Genomic DNA, 19144 nt, shown 5'->3' with positions numbered 1-19144 from the left:
TTTTTCGTTAGCTGAGACGTTGCGGACCGGCGCGGATACCCTGCGCCTGACTTATCCAGGCCGGGATGCTAAATGCGGTTTGTGGCGCAAAATACGCCAGGGAGAGGCGGCGAACAATCGCCGGCGGCGTGCCCTCCTGCGTGAGCATCGCGCTGAGCGTATTCAGTAAGGCGATATGATGCGCCTGTAATGGCGACGGCGCGTCGGCAACGGGCAGCGTTTGCGGCGCCATTGCAAAAGAAAGGTGGCGAATCACCGTGCGAATAGCGTGCTGATGCCAGTGATCTACGGTGAAATTGGGACGACGGTTAGAGGCTTCTAACAGCGCAAGATGGCTAAAGTTAACTTTAGACGCGGTGCTGGCGGTCGTCCTTGCAGGCGTATTGGTTTCAGCGGCGTTACTGAGCGCGGGCAAACCAAAACTCGCCGCGACCATCCCTAATAAGAGATGCGGCCAGAAGTATCGTCTGCCTAACTGTCGCCAGCGCGTCAGTATTCCACTCACGTCATTGCCACCTGATATGCCCCTCATGGGCTTACGGAATCAAAACAATTTGCGCACAAATCTTATCATTAAAGCGTACGCGCTACAGCAGTAATGACGAGAAGCTAAGGTGAAAATCGGCTAAGAAAACAGCGAACGCGCCGTGTTTCCATTTAACCCTGTCAAAATGGCTGTATTAAGGAAAGCGCAGATAAAGGATAGTAAAAAAAACGACTGGCTCGCCTGGCCGGAGAGAGTGCCAGGTTAACCAGTCGAATTTTATACGACAGCGTATGTCGTTATGCCAGTACCGTCGAAGGCGCTTTGAAAGCCAACGGCAGTTCTGCGTCGTCCTGGAAGGTCACAAATTCCCAGGCTTCCTGTTTTGCCAGGACTGCCTGTAACAATTTGTTATTCAATGCGTGACCGGATTTATACGCGGTAAACGCACCAATAATATTGTGACCACACATGAACAAGTCACCGATCGCGTCGAGCATTTTGTGACGAACGAATTCATCTTCAAAACGCAGGCCGTCTTCGTTCAATACGCGATAATCGTCAACAACGATGGCACAATCGAAGCTGCCGCCCAGGCACAGGCCGCGGGACTGCAGATATTCGATATCACGCATAAAACCGAAGGTACGCGCACGGCTGATCTGGCGCATGAACGCATCCGCAGAGAAGTTCATCGCGTAGCGCTGGCTGCTGGAATCGATCGCCGGATGGTTAAAGTCGATGGTGAAATCCAACGTAAAACCATTGTACGGTCTGAATTCAGCCCATTTATCGCCATCTTCAACCCGAACAGTCTCTTTGATGCGTACGAATTTTTTGGCGCAGTTCAGTTCATCAATACCGGCATCAAGCAGCAGGTAGACAAACGGAGCGGCACTGCCATCCATGATCGGGATTTCCGGGGCATTAACCTCAATAACGATGTTATCGATACCTAAGCCCGCCAGAGCAGCATTCAGGTGCTCAACGGTTGAAATCCGTACATCATGCTCATTCACCAGACACGTACAGAGCATGGTATCACGCACAGATTTGGCATCGGCCGGGAAATCTACCGGTGGATTCAAGTCGGTGCGACGATAGATGACCCCGGTATTGGCCGGCGCAGGGCGTAATGTCAGGGTGACTTTTTTGCCGGTGTGTAAACCGACGCCAGTCGCCTGAACGATACGTTTAAGTGTCCTTTGTTTGATCATCGTATAATCTCGCCAAATTACCTATCCAACCGAAGTGTACTATACATTCGGCGGGCCAGTTTAGCACAAAGAGCCCAGAATCCCAAATTCCAGCTAATTCTTAATCAGCTTGCTTACGCAGGAATGCGGGGATATCCAGATAATCCGGCTCTTTCGCCGCCTGTGGTGTATTGTCGTTAACCACTTTTGCGACCGTTTTTTGCTCCTGCGTCAGCGGCGCCATACCGTGCTGCTGATAACGATCCAACACCGGCTGCTGCACCTGTTTATTGGTGACCAGAGTGATTTCCGGACGTTTGTCCATACCAATTCCAGTGGCAACAACGGTCACGCGCAGTTCGTCGTTCATATCCGGGTCCAGAGAGGTACCGATAACCACGGTGGCGTTATCCGACGCAAACGCGCGAATGGTGTTACCGACGGTTTCAAACTCGTCCAGACGCAGGTCGAAGCCCGCCGTAATGTTGACCAACACGCCGCGCGCGCCGGACAGGTCGATATCTTCCAGCAGCGGAGAAGAAATAGCCATTTCAGCCGCTTCTTCCGCACGGTCTTCACCGCTCGCCACGCCGGAGCCCATCATTGCGTAGCCCATTTCAGACATCACGGTACGCACGTCAGCAAAGTCGACGTTCATCAGGCCCGGGCGGGTGATCAGCTCTGCGATACCCTGAACCGCGCCTTTCAGCACGTCGTTAGCCGCGCCGAACGCGTCGAGCAGGGAGATACCACGGCCCAGCACTTTCAGCAGCTTGTCGTTCGGGATGGTGATCAACGAGTCCACATGCTTGGACAGCTCGGTGATACCCTGCTCCGCAAATGCCATGCGCTTTTTGCCTTCAAAATTGAAAGGCTTAGTCACCACGGCAACGGTCAGAATACCTAAATCTTTTGCCACTTCAGCAACCACTGGCGCCGCGCCGGTTCCAGTACCGCCGCCCATGCCTGCCGCGATAAATACCATGTCTGCGCCTTCAAGCGCCGCACGCAGCGCTTCACGATCTTCGTCCGCCGCGTTACGACCGACTTCCGGGTTAGCGCCGGCGCCCAGACCTTTGGTAATGCCGCTACCAATTTGAATAGTCTGGCCAACCGCCGTTTTACGCAACGCCTGAGCGTCGGTATTCACCGCGAAGAATTCAACACCTTCGATGCGCTCGCGCACCATGTGTTCAACAGCGTTACCGCCGCCACCACCGACGCCGATGACTTTAATCACCGCGTCGTTGGTTAGTTCCATAGGTTCAAACATAATCTCTCTCCGTCATGTGCCTGTCGCCTGAGGCCGTAATATCTGGCGGCCTCATAAAAATTAAAACTCTTTTCGCAGCCAGCTATTAAGTCGCTTGATCCACGAGCCAACTGATGCCGTAACACGTTTTTCCACTTCTGCTTCACCGTTTAAGTGGGACTCTTTCCCGTAGTGAAGCAATCCCACCGCCGTTGAGTAATACGGCTCCTGGGCATAATCCGTCAGACCGGTGATATTCAGCGGCGCGCCGATACGCACCTGCGTATGAAACACGCGCTGAGCGCAAGCAGCAAGCCCTTCGATTTGCGCCGCGCCGCCGGTTAACACAATCCCCGCCGCCAGGTGATGTTTTACCCCTTGTTGGCGAAGCTGTTCCTGTAATTGCAATATCTCTTCGTTGACCAGATTGAGCAGCTCGGTGTAACGCGGCTCAATCACTTCCGCCAGCGTCTGACGTTGCAGGCTGCGCGGCGGACGCCCGCCTACGCTTGGTACTTCAACGCTCTCGTCTTTACCGACGATGGAACCCAGCGCGCAACCGTGGCGGACTTTAATGGCTTCAGCATCGCTCGGCGGCGTACCAAAGGCATAAGCGATATCGCTGGTCACCACGTTCCCCGCGTAAGGGATCACTTTGGTATGACGCAGCGCGCCGCCAGTATAAACGGCGATATCCATTGTACCACCGCCGATATCCACGACACAGACGCCCAGTTCACGTTCATCTTCCGTTAACACGGAATAACTGGCCGCCAGTCCGGCAAATATCAGTTGGTCAACTTTCAGACCACAACGTTCAACAGCTTTGACAATGTTTTTTGCCATATCGTTGTGGCAGGTAATCAAATGTACTTTCGCCTGCATACGCACGCCGGAAAGACCGACCGGATTTTTAATGCCTTCCTGGTAGTCAATGGCGTACTCCTGAGGAATCACATGCAGCACGCGATGTTCATCGCGCACGCGCACTGACTTCGCAGTATGCACGACGTTTTCCACATCTTCTTGCGTCACTTCCTCTTCGGAAATGGGCACCATACCAATTTCATTCTGACAGCTAATATGTTTGCCGGAAAGCGCCAGATATACCGAGGAGATCTGGCAATCGGCCATCAATTCCGCCTGGTCAATGGCGCGCTGAACGCATTTCACCACTGACTCAAGGTCATTCACCCCGCCTTTATCCATACCCCGCGATGGGCAACTGCCCACGCCAATGATATTGACCATACCGTCGGGCAGAACTTCCCCTACTAAAGCGGCAACCTTCGCGGTGCCAATCTCCAGTCCTACTACCAGTTTTCTGTCCGTCGCCTTGATCATTGTTGTTCTGCCTGTGCCTGATTCTGTTGCTGATTAGATTCCTCAGGGGGGAGCGGCGCCCAGCCAACTGCCGCACCTGAGTCATAACGCAAATCAACGTAGCTAATCCGTTTGCCATCGGTTTGCGCCTGCTGCTGTAAAACCGGATAGAGTTCTACAAAGCGAGCCAACCTTTTCATCGTATCGCCCCTGCCGAGATTGAGCTTAATGCCGTTATTAAGCGTCAATTGCCAGGAGCGACGTGCGGTCATCGCCGCTTCCTTCAGAGTGAATTTATCCTTAGCCAGCACCTGCCCCATCTCGCGGTATCCCTGCAACACTTCACTCGCGCTGCCTTCCGGGCCATACAACATGGGTAAAACCTGTTTGCCGATGCGGTCTGACGGCACGCTGAAGGTGTTCCCTTCAGCATCGACCATATGTTGATCATTCCAACGCGCAATCGGCACATATTCAACCAGATGAATCTTCAATTCATCAGGCCACTGTTTTCTGACGCTGGCCTGTTTAATCCACGGCAAACGCTCAATCTGGCTCTGGATAATGTTCACATCCTGCGTCATGAAGGTTCCCGGCGCGCCCAGAGCCAGTATCGCCTGACGGATATCATCGTTACGCGTGTAGTGACGCTCGCCGGTTAATACCAGCTTTGATAACGGTAAACGCTGCGCATCTTCCATCCACCCTAACACGACCCACCCGCTAACAAACACGGTGCACAGTACCGTCAGCAGGAATAAAATTCCTGCAAGACGCGTTCCATTATTGCGGCGTGAAGAAGGCGTCTCTTCATCACTGTTTCGCGTGTTCAGCGCAGCCTGCGACATATCAGTCCGCCAACTCCAGAATTCGTACCACTAACTGCGAGAAGCTCATTCCCGCCTGACGCGCCGCCATCGGCACCAGACTATGGCTGGTCATCCCCGGAGAAGTATTGGCTTCCAGCAGATAAAACTGACCATCGCTGTCCAGCATGACGTCAATACGCCCCCATCCCGTGCAGCCTAAAGCTTTCCATGCCTGCAGGACGAGAGACTGTAGCGCGGCTTCCTGGGACGCTTCTAAACCGGCAGGGCAGAAATACTGAGTCTCATCAGAGAGATACTTCGCCTCATAATCATAGAAGGTTCCTGCCGGTTGGATACGAATTGACGGTAAAATTTCTTCGCCAACTATCGCCACCGTAAATTCCGGACCGCACAGCCATTTCTCAATCAGTATTTCGTCATCATGCTGAAAAGCCAATGATAACGCACCCTGTAAAGCATTTTCTTCTACTACTTTCGTCATACCGACGCTGGAGCCTTCACGGCTGGGTTTGACGATCAGCGGTAAACCCAGCGCCGAAATTCGCGCTTTTTGTTCTTCGCTAAGACCTTTTTCAAACTCAGCGCGCGTCAGCGCGACCCACGGCGCAACCGGTAAGCCTGCGCCCTGCCACAGCAATTTACTGCGCAGTTTATCCATGGAAAGCGCCGAGGCCATCACGCCGCTGCCGGTATAAGGCAGGCCGAGCAGCTCAAGCATTCCCTGTAAGGTGCCATCTTCACCGCCGCGGCCATGCAACGCAATAAAGACCTTCTGAAAGCCCATTGCTTTAAGCTGCGCGACATCGACCTCTTGCGGATCGACGGGATGCGCATTAATGCCGCCTTCACGTAGCCCGGCCAACACTGCCGCGCCGGAATTTAACGAAACGTCCCGCTCCGCAGAGGTTCCGCCCAACAGGACCGCGATTTTATCAGCCATGTTGCTCTTCCTCCTGGATTTGCGGCTTCAGCTTGATTTCAGATAAGTAACGCGCAATTTTGCCAACATTTCCTGCGCCTTGCACTAATATCAAGTCGTTACCCGTCAGCACCGGCGCTAACATTGTCGCAACCTGAGCCGGATCGGAAACCAGAATCGGGTCAATTTTTCCCCGATTACGAATCGTACGACATAAAGAACGGCTATCCGCGCCCGGAATCGGCGCTTCGCCCGCCGGGTAAACGTCCAGCATCAGCAGCGCATCGACCTGGGTCAGCACATTGGCGAAATCGTCATACAGATCGCGCGTGCGCGTGTAACGGTGCGGCTGAAACAGCATCACCAGGTTTTTATCCGGCCACCCTGCTCGCGCAGCTTTAATGGTGGCGTCTACTTCGGTCGGATGATGGCCATAGTCATCCACCAGCATCGCCGTCCCGGCTTTACCATTCACCGGCTCAAGCGGGAACTCGCCGAGGAAGTCAAAACGACGCCCGGTCCCCTGGAAGCTTTCCAGCGCGCGCAGGATAGCGTCATCGGCGATGCCTTCTTCGGTCGCTACCGCCACTGCCGCAGCGGCATTCAGGGCATTGTGGCGACCCGGCGCATTCAACGTGACATGCAGATCCGGCATTCCCTGGCGCAACAGCGTAAAGTGCCCCTGCGGCCCTATCTGCTGATAATCTTCTACGCGGACGTCAGCATCCTCGCTAAAGCCATACGTCGTGGTCTGACGCCCCACCCGCGGCAGCAGCTCGCGGATGACCGGATCGTCGACGCACATTACCGCGCGACCGTAGAACGGCAGGTTATGCAGGAAGTTAATAAACGTCTGCTTTAAATTTTCAAAGTCGCCATGATAGGTATCCATATGGTCGGCTTCGATGTTGGTGACGATCGCGACCATCGGCTGCAAATGCAGGAAGGACGCGTCGCTCTCATCTGCCTCGGCAATCAGGTAACGACTATGGCCCAGACGCGCATGAACGCCTGCGGCTTTCACCAGACCGCCATTCACAAAAGTCGGGTCCAGCCCCGCTTCGGCATAAATACTGGACACCATCGCGGTCGTTGTGGTTTTTCCGTGCGTCCCGGCAATGGCGATGCCGTGGCGAAAACGCATAAGTTCCGCCAGCATTTCCGCACGGCGAATAACCGGAATACGCGCTTCATGCGCCGCGACAATTTCCGGGTTATCCGCGGAAATTGCGCTGGAAACGACGACCACGCTGGCATCACGCACATTTTCCGGACGATGGTTAAAGAAAATCGTCGCCCCCAGGCTCGTCAACTGCTGGGTCACCGGATTCGGCGCTAAATCGGAACCACTGATCTGATACCCTTCATTGGCCAGAACTTCGGCAATACCGCCCATACCAGCACCACCGATGCCGACAAAGTGAATGTGCCGAACGCGACGCATTTCGGGCACGATGGAACGCAGTTTTGCCAGTTGTTGTGTATTCATTCTTTACGCCATTAACTCCAATACCCGCCATACTTCAAATTGCAGATGCGTTGGCTTGCCTGCAACCCAAATTATTGAGGGTAGAAAAACCCTGCGATGCAAAAGGCACCGCCACAAATTATGTCCGGGCAACCCGGCTGACTTCACTGGCGACGCGCTCGGTAGCATCCGGAATGGATACCGCGCGGGCACGCTCCGCCATGGTTAACAACGCCTCGCGCGACCACCCCGCCAGGGTGTCGGCGACAGCCTCTACAGTAAACTGCGGCTGCTCAAAAATCTTAGCTGCGCCGGCGTTTTCTAACGGCAGCGCATTCCAGTACTGCTGCCTGTCTTTATGCTGAAACGGCACGAATATCGCCGGTAATCCGGCGGCGGCGATCTCGCTCACCGTTAAAGCGCCGGAACGACATACCACCACATCCGCCCACGCATAGGCGGCGGCCATGTCATCGATAAATTCCGTTACCTTATGTTGCGGTTGTCCCGCCCCGGCATATGCCTGCTCTACCGTGAGCTGCGCGCCTTTTCCGCTTTGATGCCAGATTGTAACCGTATCGCCCAGTCTGGCGGCAACCTGCGGCATCGTCTGGTTCAGGACTCGCGCCCCCTGAGAACCGCCGACCACCAACACGCGAATCGGGCCGTCACGACCGGCCAGACGCACCTGCGGCAACGGCAACGCCAGTACGTCGGTACGCACCGGGTTACCCACCACTTCCGCGTTCGGAAACGCACCGGGAAACGCCTGCATCACCGTGGTCGCGATTTTGGCCAGCCACTGATTGGTTAGCCCGGCGATACCGTTTTGCTCATGCAAAACGACCGGAATACCCAATGACCAGGCGGCAAGACCGCCGGGGCCGGAAACATAACCGCCCATTCCCAGCACGACATCCGGCTTAAATCGCTTCATGATCGCCCGCGCCTGCCGCCAGGCGTTAAAAATCCGCAGCGGCGCCGCCAGAAGCGCTTTTACGCCTTTGCCGCGCAGACCGGAGATCCGAATAAAGTCAATATCGATGCCATGCTTCGGCACTAAATCCGCTTCCATACGATCGGCGGTACCCAGCCAGCGAACTTGCCAGCCCTGGGCCATTAAATGATGCGCAACGGCCAGTCCCGGGAACACGTGCCCGCCGGTACCGCCCGCCATCACCATTAACCGCTTCGGTTGACCACTCATCGAGAACCTCGTGTAAACGCCTGCGCTTTTTCCAGACGCGTTTCATAATCAATACGTAATAAAAACATAATGGCCGTCGACATAATCAACAGACTCGACCCGCCATAACTGATCAGCGGCAGCGTAAGGCCTTTGGTCGGCAGCATCCCCGCGGCCGCGCCAACGTTTACCAGCGCCTGGAAACTAAACCAGATACCGATAGAACACGCTAAAAATCCGGAAAAACGGTGGTCAATCTCCAATGCCTTACGGCCAATCGACATCGCGCGAAAAGCGACGAAGAATACCATTAAAAGCGCCAATACCACACCGATATAACCCAGTTCTTCCCCAATAATGGCGAAGATGAAATCGGTGTGCGCCTCCGGCAAATACTCCAGTTTCTGCACCGAATTCCCCAGCCCTTGCCCCCATATCTCACCGCGACCAAAAGCCATCAGCGACTGCGTCAGCTGATAACCGCTGCCGAACGGATCTTCCCAGGGGTTCCAGAACGAGGTAACGCGGCGAATACGATACGGTTCGGCGAGGATTAACAGAATCACCGCCGAGATGCCCATCCCGATAATGGCGATGAACTGCCATAATTTCGCCCCGGCGAGAAACAGCATCGCCAGCGTGGTGACAAACAGTACGACCACCGTCCCGAGGTCAGGCTGCGCCAGCAGTAACACCGCCAGCACCAGAATCACGCCCATTGGTTTTAAAAAGCCGCGCAGGTTATTTCGCACCTCATCAACCTTACGCACCAGATAGTTCGCGAGGTAGCAGAACAGCGACAGCTTGGTAAACTCCGCAGGCTGAATACGCAGCGGCCCCAGCGCAATCCAGCGCGACGCCCCGTTGACCGAGCTCCCGACGACCAGCACGATAAGCAGCATAATGATCGACGCAATCAGCATCGTCGTGCTGTATTTTTGCCAGAAGGTCATGGGCAAACGTAGCGTGACCATCGCCAGACAAAATGCCAGGAAGATATAGAGCGCATCACGTTTGGCAAACAAAAACGGATCGTTCGCCAGGCGCTGCCCGACTGGCATGGAGGCCGACGTCACCATGACAAAACCAATCGCCGCCAGCCCGAAGGTCAGCCATAGCAGCGTGCGGTCATACATGATCAGACTGTCGGCGTCTTTATCGCGCGAAGCCATCACCCAGCCTTTAAGCGCCGCAAACAGCCAGGCCAGGAGGCCAAAGCCTGGTACGCGCGGCATTCTCAGACGGGGGAGAGATAAACGCATCAACCTAACTCCTTCGCCAGACGGGTAAAGACATCGCCCCGTTGCTCAAAATTTTTAAACTGATCGAGGCTGGCGCAGGCGGGCGACAGCAGCACCATATCACCCGTCTGAACGCGCGGCGCCAGCAAACGCATCGCCTCTTCCATCGTCTCAGTCTGTTGGGCGATTTCCGGACGCAGTGCGGCAAGCTGCGCGCCATCGCGCCCAAAGCAATACAGGCGGATACGATCGCCGGTCAGATAGCGCGCCAGCGGAGAAAAGTCTGCCGACTTACCGTCGCCGCCCAGCAGCAGATGCAGCGTACCGTCCACATGCAAACCGTTTAGCGCCGCTTCGGTACTGCCGACATTGGTCGCTTTAGAGTCGTTGATCCAACGTACGCCGTTATGCTCCAACGCCAGCTGGAAGCGATGCGCCAGACCGGTAAATGTCGTCAACGCTTTCAAACTGCTGGCGCGCGGCAGACCTACGGCATCCGCCAGCGCCAGCGCCGCTAACGCATTGGTATAGTTATGCTGCCCGGAAAGCTTCATCTCTTTCACGTTCAGCACCTTCTCGCCTTTGACTCGCAGCCAGGTTTCGCCCTGCTGACGATTAAGGTGATAATCACCCATATTGACGCCAAAGCTGACGCAGCGCTCATCGGCCCCACGAACCGGCATCGTCAACGCGTCATCGGCATTCACCACGCACACTTTCGCCTTCTCGTAGACGCGCAGTTTCGCCGCCCGGTACTGTTGCAAACCAAACGGATACCGGTCCATATGATCTTCAGTGACGTTGAGCACCGTTGCCGCCGCCGCTTGCAAACTTGAGGTAGTTTCCAGTTGGAAACTGGATAATTCCAGCACGTACAATTCGCGATCGGCATCCAGCAGCATCAGCGCCGGAAGACCGATATTGCCGCCAACGCCGACATTGACGCCCGCCGCTTTCGCCATCTCGCCCACTAAGGTGGTCACGGTGCTTTTGCCGTTCGAGCCGGTGATGGCCACAATCGGCGCTTGCGCTTCGCGGCAAAACAGTTCGATATCGCCGACAATTTCCACTCCAGCGCTGGCGGCAGCGCTAAGAGAGGGATGCGCCAGAGCAATACCAGGGCTGGCGACGATTAAATCCGCCGCTAAGAGCCACTCGTCGTTCAGGCCGCCAACGTGACGCTCAACCTCTTGCGGCAGCTTATCCAGACCCGGCGGCGTCACGCGAGTATCCATCACCCGCGGCGTCACGCCGCGGGCGAGAAAAAAGTCCACGCAAGAGAGTCCGGTTAAGCCCAGACCAATAATGACGACGTTTTTGTCCTGGTAATCAGCCATGATTAACGTACCTTCAGCGTTGCCAGGCCAATCAGCACCAGCATCAGCGAAATAATCCAGAAGCGCACAATCACGCGCGGTTCCGGCCAGCCTTTCAGTTCATAGTGGTGATGGATAGGCGCCATACGGAAAATACGCTGTCCGCGTAGTTTAAAGGAACCCACCTGCAGGATGACCGACAGAGTTTCCACCACAAAGACGCCGCCCATGATCACCAGCAGGAACTCCTGACGCAGCAGCACGGCGATAATGCCCAACGCGCCGCCCAACGCCAGCGATCCGACATCGCCCATAAAAACCTGCGCCGGATAGGTGTTAAACCACAAGAATCCTAATCCCGCGCCGACAATCGCCGTACAGACAATCACCAGCTCGCCCGCATGGCGTAAATACGGAATATGCAGGTAATTGGCGAAGTTCATGTTCCCGGTCGCCCAGGCCACCAGCGCAAAGCCGGCGGCAACGAAGACAGTCGGCATAATCGCCAGACCATCAAGCCCGTCGGTCAGGTTCACGGCGTTCCCCGTACCGACGATGACAAAGTAGGACAGCAGAATGTAAAACAGCCCCAATTGCGGCATAACATCTTTAAAGAACGGCACCACCAGTTGGGTCGCGGGCGTGTCTTTCCCGACGAGATAAAGCGCAAAGGCCACGCCGAGCGCGATAACCGACATCCAGAAATATTTCCAGCGCGCAATCAGCCCTTTGGTATCTTTCCGCACCACTTTGCGGTAGTCATCGACAAAACCGATAATGCCGTAGCCAATCAATACCACCAGCACGCACCAGACGTACGGGTTAGACGGGTAAGCCCATAACAGAACGGAAATCACAATCGCCGTCAGGATCATGATGCCACCCATCGTCGGCGTACCGCGTTTACTGAAGTGCGATTCCGGGCCATCGTTACGTACCACCTGGCCAAAAGAGAGTTTTTGCAGACGAGCGATCATACGCGGGCCCATCCATAAAGAGATGAACAGCGCGGTCAACAGGCTGACGATGGCGCGAAACGTCAGATAAGAAAAGACGTTAAAGCCGGAATAATATTTGACCAAATGCTCGGCCAGCCAAACTAACATGAACCTTTCTCCTGTAACGCATGAACCACATCTTCCATCGCGGCGCTGCGTGATCCTTTCACTAAAATAGTCATCATCGGTTGCTCCTGAAGCAGAGCGTGTAAACGCGCAATGAGCGCGGCTTTATCGGCAAAATGTTCGCCGACGCCGCTGGCGTGGCTGATAGCCTGACTGAGTTTTCCGGTGCTTAACACGCGATCAATACCCGCCGCTTTTGCGGCCTCGCCAACCTGGAGGTGGCACGCTTCGCTTTCTGCGCCCAGCTCGGCCATATCGCCTACCACCAGCACGCGGTAGCCGGGCATTTCAGAAAGGACCTGCACTGCGGCGGTCATCGAACCGACGTTGGCGTTATAAGCGTCATCCAGTACCAGTTGGTTTTCACTTAGTTGAATCGGGAACAGACGCCCGGGTACGGCTTTTAACGCCGCCAGCCCTGCTTTAACCGCCGCCAGCGTCGCCCCCACCGCCATTGATAAAGCAGCGGCCGCCAGCGCGTTGGCAATATTGTGCCGCCCCGGCAACGGCAGCAGCACATCAATGCTGCCCATCGGCGTTTGCAGGGTAAATTCGGTACCGTGTGACGTCACGTGGATATTCGCAGCGGTAAAGTCGCTGTTTGCCGCATTCGGCGAAAAGCGCCACACCTGACGATCGCCAATAATGCTTTGCCAGTTCAGCCAGTCATTATTATCGGCATTCATAATCGCGATACCGTTCTCAGGCAAACCGGTATAGATTTCGCCTTTCGCTTTCGCCACGCCGGCCAGCGAGCCGAAACCTTCCAGATGCGCCGCCGCCAGGTTATTGACCAGCGCCGCTTCCGGGCGCGTCAGGCTAACGGTCCAGGCGATTTCTCCCTGGTGATTAGCGCCTAACTCGATTACCGCATAGTCATAATCATGGTTTAAGCGCAGCAGCGTTATCGGCACGCCGATGTCGTTGTTAAAATTGCCTGCGGTATACAGAGTATTTCCGCACTGGCTCAGAATCGCGGCGGTCATCTCTTTGACCGAGGTTTTGCCGGACGAACCGGTTAACGCCACCACCCGCGCCGGTACCTGCATACGTACCCAGGCGGCCAGTTGGCCAAATGCCTGACGCGTGTCTTTTACAATCACCTGCGGGAGATCGATATCCAGAGGACGACTGACCAGCAGGGCGCCAGCGCCGTTCGCTTTTGCTTTATCGGCAAAATCATGCGCATCAAAGCGTTCCCCTTTCAGCGCCACGAACAGGCATCCCGGCGTTACTTTCCGTGTGTCGGTAATGACCGTATCGAGCGTGAGATCCGCCCCGCGGTGTTCGGCGCCAAGGACATCGGCAATTTTGCTGAGCGTTACGCTAATCATGCGATCACCCCCAGCAAACGCGCTGCGGTCACGCGGTCTGAATAATCAAGACGCTGCGTGCCGACAATCTGGTAATCCTCGTGCCCTTTACCTGCAATCAGCACGACGTCATTGTCTTTTGCCTGCATAATGGCATTGGTTACCGCCTCAGCGCGGCCTTCCATTACCCTGACCTGCCCGGCGTCCAGCATTCCGGCCAGAATATCGTTGATAATGGCGCGCGGCTCCTCGGTACGCGGGTTATCGTCAGTCACCACGACGATATCCGCGAATTCTTCGGCAATGCCCCCCATGAGTGGGCGCTTACCTTTGTCACGATCCCCGCCACAGCCAAAGACGCACCACAATTTTCCGGCGCAGTGCAGGCGCGCCGCCTGCAACGCTTTTTCCAGCGCATCCGGCGTGTGCGCGTAATCCACCACCACCGTCGGTTTGCCTGGCGCAGTGAACACTTCCATACGCCCGCAAACCGGCTGCAAACGCGCGGCGGTTTTCAGCAAATCCGTTAACGGATAGCCCAGCGCCAGCAGCGTCGCCAATGCCAGCAGTAAGTTGCTGACGTTAAACGCGCCCATCAGGCGGCTTTCGATTTCGCCTTCACCCCAGCTTGAAGCAAAACGAATCGTCGCTCCGCGGTCGTGGTACTCCACCGCCTCCGCTTTCAGCCAACGACCGTGACAGTTAGGGTTGATATGCCCTTCCATTGATACCGCGACCGCATCGGGTAGCGACGCCAGCCAGCGGCGTCCAACTTCATCATCGGCGTTGACGATTGCCTGACCGTGATGGTGGGTGGAATAAAGCATCCATTTTGCCGCCTCGTAATGCGCCATATCGCCATGATAGTCGAGATGGTCGCGGCTCAAATTAGTAAACACGGAGGCGGCAAATTTCAGCGCCGCCACGCGATGCTGCACCAGGCCGTGAGAAGAGACTTCCATCGCGCCGAAGGTCGCGCCCTGCGCAACCAGATTGGCCAGCACATGCTGAACATCCACAGCGGAACCGGTTGTGTTCTCCGTCGGGATCACTTTACCCAACAGTCCGTTGCCTACCGTTCCCATCACTGCGCTGGTTTCGCCGAGCAACTGGCTCCACTGCGCCAGTAGTTGGGTGGTGGTGGTCTTGCCATTGGTGCCGGTCACCGCCACCAGACGCATGTTTTCAGATGGCTCATGGTAAAAGCGGCCCGCCAGCGCAGATAAACGCTCATTGAGCTGGCTGAGATAGACGACCGGTACGCCGTGCATTTCGCGAATCTCACCGTCGCTCGCCTCGTCTTTCGCCTCTGCAATAATGGCAGCTACGCCTTGCGCTATCGCCTGCGGGATATATCGACGCCCGTCCGCCTGATGACCCACCACTGCCACAAAGAGATCGCCCGCCGCAGCCACACGGCTGTCGAGCGTCATCTCTCGCAGTTCTCGCGCGGGTAGTCCAGCCACCCACGGAGCAAGAAGGTCGCGCAAATTACGATCTGCCACCTGTTCCCTCGCCTTGATTAATTACGAATTCATTTTTTTCGCCCGTTGCCAGCGCGTCCGGTTCGATGTTCATGGTGCGCAGAACGCCGCCCATGATGGCACCAAATACCGGCGCGGAAACGGCGCCGCCGTAGTATTTACCCGCCTGCGGATCGTTGATGACAACCACCAGCGCGAAGCGCGGCTGACTCGCAGGCGCGACGCCTGCGGTGTAAGCAATGTATTTGTTGATGTAGCGACCGTCCGGCCCCACTTTTTTCGCCGTACCGGTTTTAATCGCGATACGGTAGCCTTTAATTGCCGCCTTCACGCCGCCGCCGCCCGGCAGCGCCACGCTTTCCATCATATGCACCACGGTGCGTACGGTGGATTCAGGGAAGATGCGTTCGCCGGGTACAGGCGGATCAACTTTGGTAATCGACAGCGGGCGATAAATGCCATAGCTGCCGATCGTTGCATAGACTCGCGCTAACTGTAACGGCGTTACCATTAGCCCGTAGCCGAAAGAGAAGGTGGCCCTCTCTATGTCGGACCACCGTTGTTTTTGAGGATATAAGCCACTGCGTTCTCCGACCAACCCCAAATTGGTCGCCTTTCCTAGCCCAAAACGTGAGTAAGTATCTACTAACGCTGAGGACGGCATCGCTAACGCCAGTTTGGATACACCGACGTTACTCGACTTCTGTAGAACCCCGGTCAGGGTTAATTCGCTGTAGCGCGCCACGTCTTTAATTTCGTGGCCGTTAATTCGGTATGGAACGGTATTCAGCACCGTATTTTCGTTGACGATACCGCGCTGAAGCGCAGTCATCACCACCATCGGCTTAACCGTAGAACCCGGTTCAAACACGTCGGTGATGGTACGGTTACGCATCGCGTCTTTCGGCGTACCGGCAAGGTTGTTGGGGTTATAGGAAGGGCTATTCGCCATCGCCAGTACTTCACCGGTATTGACATCGACCAGCACCGCGCTACCGGACTCCGCCTTGTTAAACGCCACCGCGTTGTTCAGTTCGCGGTAAACCAGCGCCTGTAAGCGTTCATCAATGCTTAACGCCAGGTTGTGCGCTGCCTGACTGTCAGTGGAGGAGATATCCTCAATCACGCGGCCATAGCGGTCTTTACGCACGATTCGCTCGCCAGGCTGACCGGTAAGCCACTTATCAAAGCTCTTTTCAACGCCTTCAATCCCCTGACTGTCGACGTTGGTAAAACCGATGAGGTGAGCGGTTACTTCTCCTGACGGGTAGTAGCGGCGGGACTCTTCACGCAAATGAATGCCCGGCAGTTTGAGTTTTTTGATGTAGTCCGCCATGTCAGGATTTACCTGGCGCGCCAGATAAATAAAACGCCCTTTCGGGTTGGCGTTGATACGGGCAGAGAGCTGATCGAGCGGAATATTGAGCGCAGTAGAAAGCGCTTTCCAGCGATCGCCGACGCTGATGCCGCCGGCGTCATGAACTTCTTTCGGGTCGGCCCAGATCGCCTTAACCGGTACGCTGACCGCCAGTGGACGCCCGGAACGGTCGGTAATCATACCGCGTGAGGTGGAGACTTCCTGAACACGCAGCGAACGCATATCGCCCTGACGCACCAGCATATCCGGGGCGATAATCTGTAGCCACGCCGCGCGTCCAAGTAAAAAAACCAGCGCCAGTAAAATACAGCCGCATAGCAACGCAAAACGCCAACTGATGAAGTTGGTCTGTTCTTCCTGGCGTTTCGATTTTTGCGTTTTTGCCGCTGCTTTCATGCGTCGCGTTTATCCTTATTTTTGCACTACGATATTTTCTTGGGACGGGTCAACATGCTGCATTTGCAGCTTTTCCGTTGCGATCCGCTCCACCCGGCTGTGATCGCCGAGCGCATTTTCTTCAAGGATCAGGTTGCGCCATTCAATGTCCAATGCATCGCGCTCCAGAACCAGTTGTTCACGCTGCGCGGTGAGTAAACGAGTATGGTGCGCCGTCGTGACCACCGTCACCGCCGTTAAAATGATGCAAATGAACAAGCAGAGTGGCAGCTTCCCGAACCGCAAAAGATCGTCACCGATCACGCCAGGCAAGGCATGGCGCTCGTTGCTTCCTATCGATCCCTTCACTTTGCTTAGGGCTTCTGTCACTCTGCTGATCATGCGTTCGTCCTCTCTGCGATACGCAGAACTGAACTACGGGCCCGAGGATTTTCAGCTACCTCTTTTTCACCCGGCATCAACTTGCCTAACGCTCGTAACTCACGACCGCCCAGTTTTTTGAGCTGCGCTTCCGTCATCGGTAATCCCGCCGGTACCTGCGGACCGCGGCTTTGCTCACGCATAAAGCGTTTCACAATACGGTCTTCCAGCGAGTGGAAACTGATGATTGAAAGCCGCCCGCCTGGGGCCAGTACGCTGAGCGAGCTTTTTAGCGCCTGCTCTATCTCCTCCAGTTCACTGTTTACCCAGATGCGCACCGCCTGGAAGGTACGGGTCGCGGGATGTTTGAATTTGTCTTTTACCGGGGTCGCCGCCGCAACCACTTCCGCCAGCTCTTTGGTGCGGGTCATCGGCTGTTCGCGATTGCGCTCAACAATGGCGCGAGCAATACGTTTGGCAAAACGCTCCTCGCCGAATGTTTTCAGCACCCAGGCGATATCCGCTTCCTCCGCCGTTTGTAACCACTCGGCGGCAGACTGGCCGCGCGTGGGGTCCATTCGCATATCCAGCGGACCGTCGCGCATAAATGAAAAACCGCGCTCCGCATCGTCAAGCTGCGGAGAAGAGACGCCAAGATCGAGAAGGATCCCGTCAATCTTGCCGGTAAGCTCGCGCTCGGCTACATAATCAGCCAGCGCGGAAAAAGGTCCATGAATGATGGAGAAGCGATGATCATTGATGGCCTGCGCAACGGCGATCGCCTGCGGATCGCGATCGATCGCCAGCAAGCGCCCCTCTTCGCCCAGTTGCGAGAGGATCAGGCGCGAGTGGCCGCCGCGACCAAATGTGCCATCAATATAGATACCATCCGGACGAATATTCAGCCCATTAACGGCTTCATCCAACAGTACCGTAGTGTGTTTAAAATTTTCCATCATCTTATAGAGACAAGTCCTGCAGCCGCTCCGATAACGTTTCGGTAGCTGACTGTTCAGCGTCGATATCTTCCTTGACCTGTTGATACCAGGTCGTTTCATCCCACAGCTCAAATTTGTTGAACTGTCCAACCAGCATCACTTCTTTCGTCAGTCCGGCATGTTGCCGCAGAACTGGCGCGATCAGTAATCGACCTGCACCATCCATCTGACATTCGCTGGCATGGCCCAACAGTAAACGCTGTACGCGACGTTCTACCGGGTTCATGCTCGACAGACGAGATAACTTTTGCTCAATAATTTCCCATTCAGGCAGGGGGTAAAGCAGCAGGCATGGGTGATGGATGTCAATGGTACATACCATTTGACCGGTAGCGCTCTCGATCAGTTGCTCCCGATAACGGGTCGGCACGGTCAGGCGCCCTTTACTGTCGAGATTGACTAACGTTGCCCCCCGGAACATGCCAGTCTCACCCCTTCTTACCACTTTATCCCACAAATTCCCACTCGAAGGAGTTTACGGAGCGGAGGAAAAGCTTGTCAAGCAAGTCACAACGCTTACCTAAGTAAAAAAGCCAATGTTTACGGCGAATATCTGCGTTGATTAATTTCCACCCAGCGTGCAAGCCAAATTAACGTTATGAATATTTGTAAGAAAAAAACCAAAGACCCACCGCCGTTTAAAACGGACTCAATATAATCCGAGAAAAATATAAAGTGTCAGTTTGCGACGCGAGCGGCATTTTAGGACATATTGCACCGTGTTAACAGTGCCTGTTTAACGTGTGCAGCGCCTGCTATACCAGCGCCTACGAGCGACTGTCGCGCCAAAGACAAAAAGTGGCTGTTAATTCGACGATTTCTTGCCTGCTTGTAACAAAACAAGACAAAGGAAAAGACTCGTTACGTCTTAATTAG

The 19144-nt window shown here is 55.3% G+C and carries 17 protein-coding genes; all 17 read right to left on the bottom strand.

Annotated features, from left to right (window positions below; translation table 11 throughout):
• Window positions 1-7: 7 nt before the first annotated feature.
• Window positions 8-505 (bottom strand): secA translation cis-regulator SecM, encoded by a 498-nt coding sequence (secM, locus tag ABVN36_RS02805; RefSeq protein WP_023138999.1) that lies wholly within the window; start codon window positions 503-505, stop codon window positions 8-10.
• Window positions 506-783: 278 nt separating this feature from the next.
• Complete coding sequence (lpxC, locus tag ABVN36_RS02800; protein WP_000595487.1) at window positions 784-1701, bottom strand: UDP-3-O-acyl-N-acetylglucosamine deacetylase; 918 nt, start codon at window positions 1699-1701, stop codon at window positions 784-786.
• 100 nt (window positions 1702-1801) lie between these two features.
• Entirely contained in the window at window positions 1802-2953 is a 1152-nt protein-coding gene (gene ftsZ / locus ABVN36_RS02795) for a cell division protein FtsZ (protein WP_000462785.1), read from the bottom strand.
• 60 nt (window positions 2954-3013) lie between these two features.
• The gene (gene ftsA / locus ABVN36_RS02790; protein ID WP_000588463.1) at window positions 3014-4276 is read right to left on the bottom strand and encodes a cell division protein FtsA; all 1263 of its coding nucleotides are present in this window, start codon (window positions 4274-4276) and stop codon (window positions 3014-3016) included.
• Complete coding sequence (gene ftsQ, locus ABVN36_RS02785; RefSeq protein WP_000075728.1) at window positions 4273-5103, bottom strand: cell division protein FtsQ; 831 nt, start codon at window positions 5101-5103, stop codon at window positions 4273-4275. Before ftsQ ends, ftsA begins: the two co-directional genes overlap by 4 nt.
• Before the next feature lies 1 nt (window position 5104).
• A complete protein-coding gene (locus tag ABVN36_RS02780; protein WP_000763906.1) occupies window positions 5105-6025 on the bottom strand; it encodes a D-alanine--D-alanine ligase in 921 nt (306 codons plus the stop codon).
• Entirely contained in the window at window positions 6018-7493 is a 1476-nt protein-coding gene (gene murC / locus ABVN36_RS02775; RefSeq protein WP_001096070.1) for a UDP-N-acetylmuramate--L-alanine ligase, read from the bottom strand. Before murC ends, ABVN36_RS02780 begins: the two co-directional genes overlap by 8 nt.
• Before the next feature lie 118 nt (window positions 7494-7611).
• A complete protein-coding gene (gene murG / locus ABVN36_RS02770; RefSeq protein ID WP_000016613.1) occupies window positions 7612-8679 on the bottom strand; it encodes an undecaprenyldiphospho-muramoylpentapeptide beta-N-acetylglucosaminyltransferase in 1068 nt (355 codons plus the stop codon).
• Window positions 8676-9920: a cell division protein FtsW gene (gene ftsW / locus ABVN36_RS02765; RefSeq protein ID WP_001239803.1), complete on the bottom strand. Its 1245-nt coding sequence runs from the start codon at window positions 9918-9920 to the stop codon at window positions 8676-8678. The genes murG and ftsW overlap by 4 nt, the downstream gene beginning before the upstream one ends.
• The gene (murD, locus tag ABVN36_RS02760) at window positions 9920-11236 is read right to left on the bottom strand and encodes a UDP-N-acetylmuramoyl-L-alanine--D-glutamate ligase (RefSeq protein ID WP_112324582.1); all 1317 of its coding nucleotides are present in this window, start codon (window positions 11234-11236) and stop codon (window positions 9920-9922) included. Before murD ends, ftsW begins: the two co-directional genes overlap by 1 nt.
• A 2-nt stretch (window positions 11237-11238) precedes the next feature.
• The gene (gene mraY / locus ABVN36_RS02755) at window positions 11239-12321 is read right to left on the bottom strand and encodes a phospho-N-acetylmuramoyl-pentapeptide-transferase (RefSeq protein ID WP_000964138.1); all 1083 of its coding nucleotides are present in this window, start codon (window positions 12319-12321) and stop codon (window positions 11239-11241) included.
• Window positions 12315-13673 carry a UDP-N-acetylmuramoyl-tripeptide--D-alanyl-D-alanine ligase gene (murF, locus tag ABVN36_RS02750; RefSeq protein WP_000626634.1) on the bottom strand — a complete coding sequence of 453 codons (1359 nt, stop codon included), beginning with the start codon at window positions 13671-13673 and terminating at the stop codon, window positions 12315-12317. Before murF ends, mraY begins: the two co-directional genes overlap by 7 nt.
• The gene (murE, locus tag ABVN36_RS02745) at window positions 13670-15157 is read right to left on the bottom strand and encodes a UDP-N-acetylmuramoyl-L-alanyl-D-glutamate--2,6-diaminopimelate ligase (RefSeq protein ID WP_023139000.1); all 1488 of its coding nucleotides are present in this window, start codon (window positions 15155-15157) and stop codon (window positions 13670-13672) included. Before murE ends, murF begins: the two co-directional genes overlap by 4 nt.
• A complete protein-coding gene (gene ftsI, locus ABVN36_RS02740) occupies window positions 15144-16910 on the bottom strand; it encodes a peptidoglycan glycosyltransferase FtsI (RefSeq protein ID WP_000642235.1) in 1767 nt (588 codons plus the stop codon). The genes murE and ftsI overlap by 14 nt, the downstream gene beginning before the upstream one ends.
• A 15-nt stretch (window positions 16911-16925) precedes the next feature.
• Window positions 16926-17291: a cell division protein FtsL gene (gene ftsL / locus ABVN36_RS02735; RefSeq protein ID WP_000625651.1), complete on the bottom strand. Its 366-nt coding sequence runs from the start codon at window positions 17289-17291 to the stop codon at window positions 16926-16928.
• Window positions 17288-18229, bottom strand: coding sequence for a 16S rRNA (cytosine(1402)-N(4))-methyltransferase RsmH (gene rsmH / locus ABVN36_RS02730; RefSeq protein ID WP_023139001.1), 942 nt, complete (start codon window positions 18227-18229; stop codon window positions 17288-17290). Before rsmH ends, ftsL begins: the two co-directional genes overlap by 4 nt.
• A 1-nt stretch (window position 18230) precedes the next feature.
• On the bottom strand, window positions 18231-18689 hold the full coding sequence (gene mraZ / locus ABVN36_RS02725; RefSeq protein WP_000488294.1) for a division/cell wall cluster transcriptional repressor MraZ: 459 nt from the start codon (window positions 18687-18689) through the stop codon (window positions 18231-18233).
• Window positions 18690-19144 lie beyond the last annotated feature (455 nt).

It is taken from the genome of Salmonella sp. SJTUF15581 (genome assembly GCF_043356775.1).
Classification (GTDB): domain Bacteria; phylum Pseudomonadota; class Gammaproteobacteria; order Enterobacterales; family Enterobacteriaceae; genus Salmonella; species Salmonella enterica.
This window is presented reverse-complemented; position numbering and strand designations above follow the sequence as displayed.

Coding starts and splice junctions, on each gene's coding strand:
- lpxC (WP_000595487.1), bottom strand. CDS start 1,701: ATGATCAAACAAAGGACACTTAAACGTATCGTTCAGGCGACTGGCGTC.
- ftsZ (WP_000462785.1), bottom strand. CDS start 2,953: ATGTTTGAACCTATGGAACTAACCAACGACGCGGTGATTAAAGTCATC.
- ftsA (WP_000588463.1), bottom strand. CDS start 4,276: ATGATCAAGGCGACGGACAGAAAACTGGTAGTAGGACTGGAGATTGGC.
- ftsQ (WP_000075728.1), bottom strand. CDS start 5,103: ATGTCGCAGGCTGCGCTGAACACGCGAAACAGTGATGAAGAGACGCCT.
- ABVN36_RS02780 (WP_000763906.1), bottom strand. CDS start 6,025: ATGGCTGATAAAATCGCGGTCCTGTTGGGCGGAACCTCTGCGGAGCGG.
- murC (WP_001096070.1), bottom strand. CDS start 7,493: ATGAATACACAACAACTGGCAAAACTGCGTTCCATCGTGCCCGAAATG.
- murG (WP_000016613.1), bottom strand. CDS start 8,679: ATGAGTGGTCAACCGAAGCGGTTAATGGTGATGGCGGGCGGTACCGGC.
- ftsW (WP_001239803.1), bottom strand. CDS start 9,920: ATGCGTTTATCTCTCCCCCGTCTGAGAATGCCGCGCGTACCAGGCTTT.
- murD (WP_112324582.1), bottom strand. CDS start 11,236: ATGGCTGATTACCAGGACAAAAACGTCGTCATTATTGGTCTGGGCTTA.
- mraY (WP_000964138.1), bottom strand. CDS start 12,321: ATGTTAGTTTGGCTGGCCGAGCATTTGGTCAAATATTATTCCGGCTTT.
- murF (WP_000626634.1), bottom strand. CDS start 13,673: ATGATTAGCGTAACGCTCAGCAAAATTGCCGATGTCCTTGGCGCCGAA.
- ftsI (WP_000642235.1), bottom strand. CDS start 16,910: ATGAAAGCAGCGGCAAAAACGCAAAAATCGAAACGCCAGGAAGAACAG.
- ftsL (WP_000625651.1), bottom strand. CDS start 17,291: ATGATCAGCAGAGTGACAGAAGCCCTAAGCAAAGTGAAGGGATCGATA.
- rsmH (WP_023139001.1), bottom strand. CDS start 18,229: ATGATGGAAAATTTTAAACACACTACGGTACTGTTGGATGAAGCCGTT.
- mraZ (WP_000488294.1), bottom strand. CDS start 18,689: ATGTTCCGGGGGGCAACGTTAGTCAATCTCGACAGTAAAGGGCGCCTG.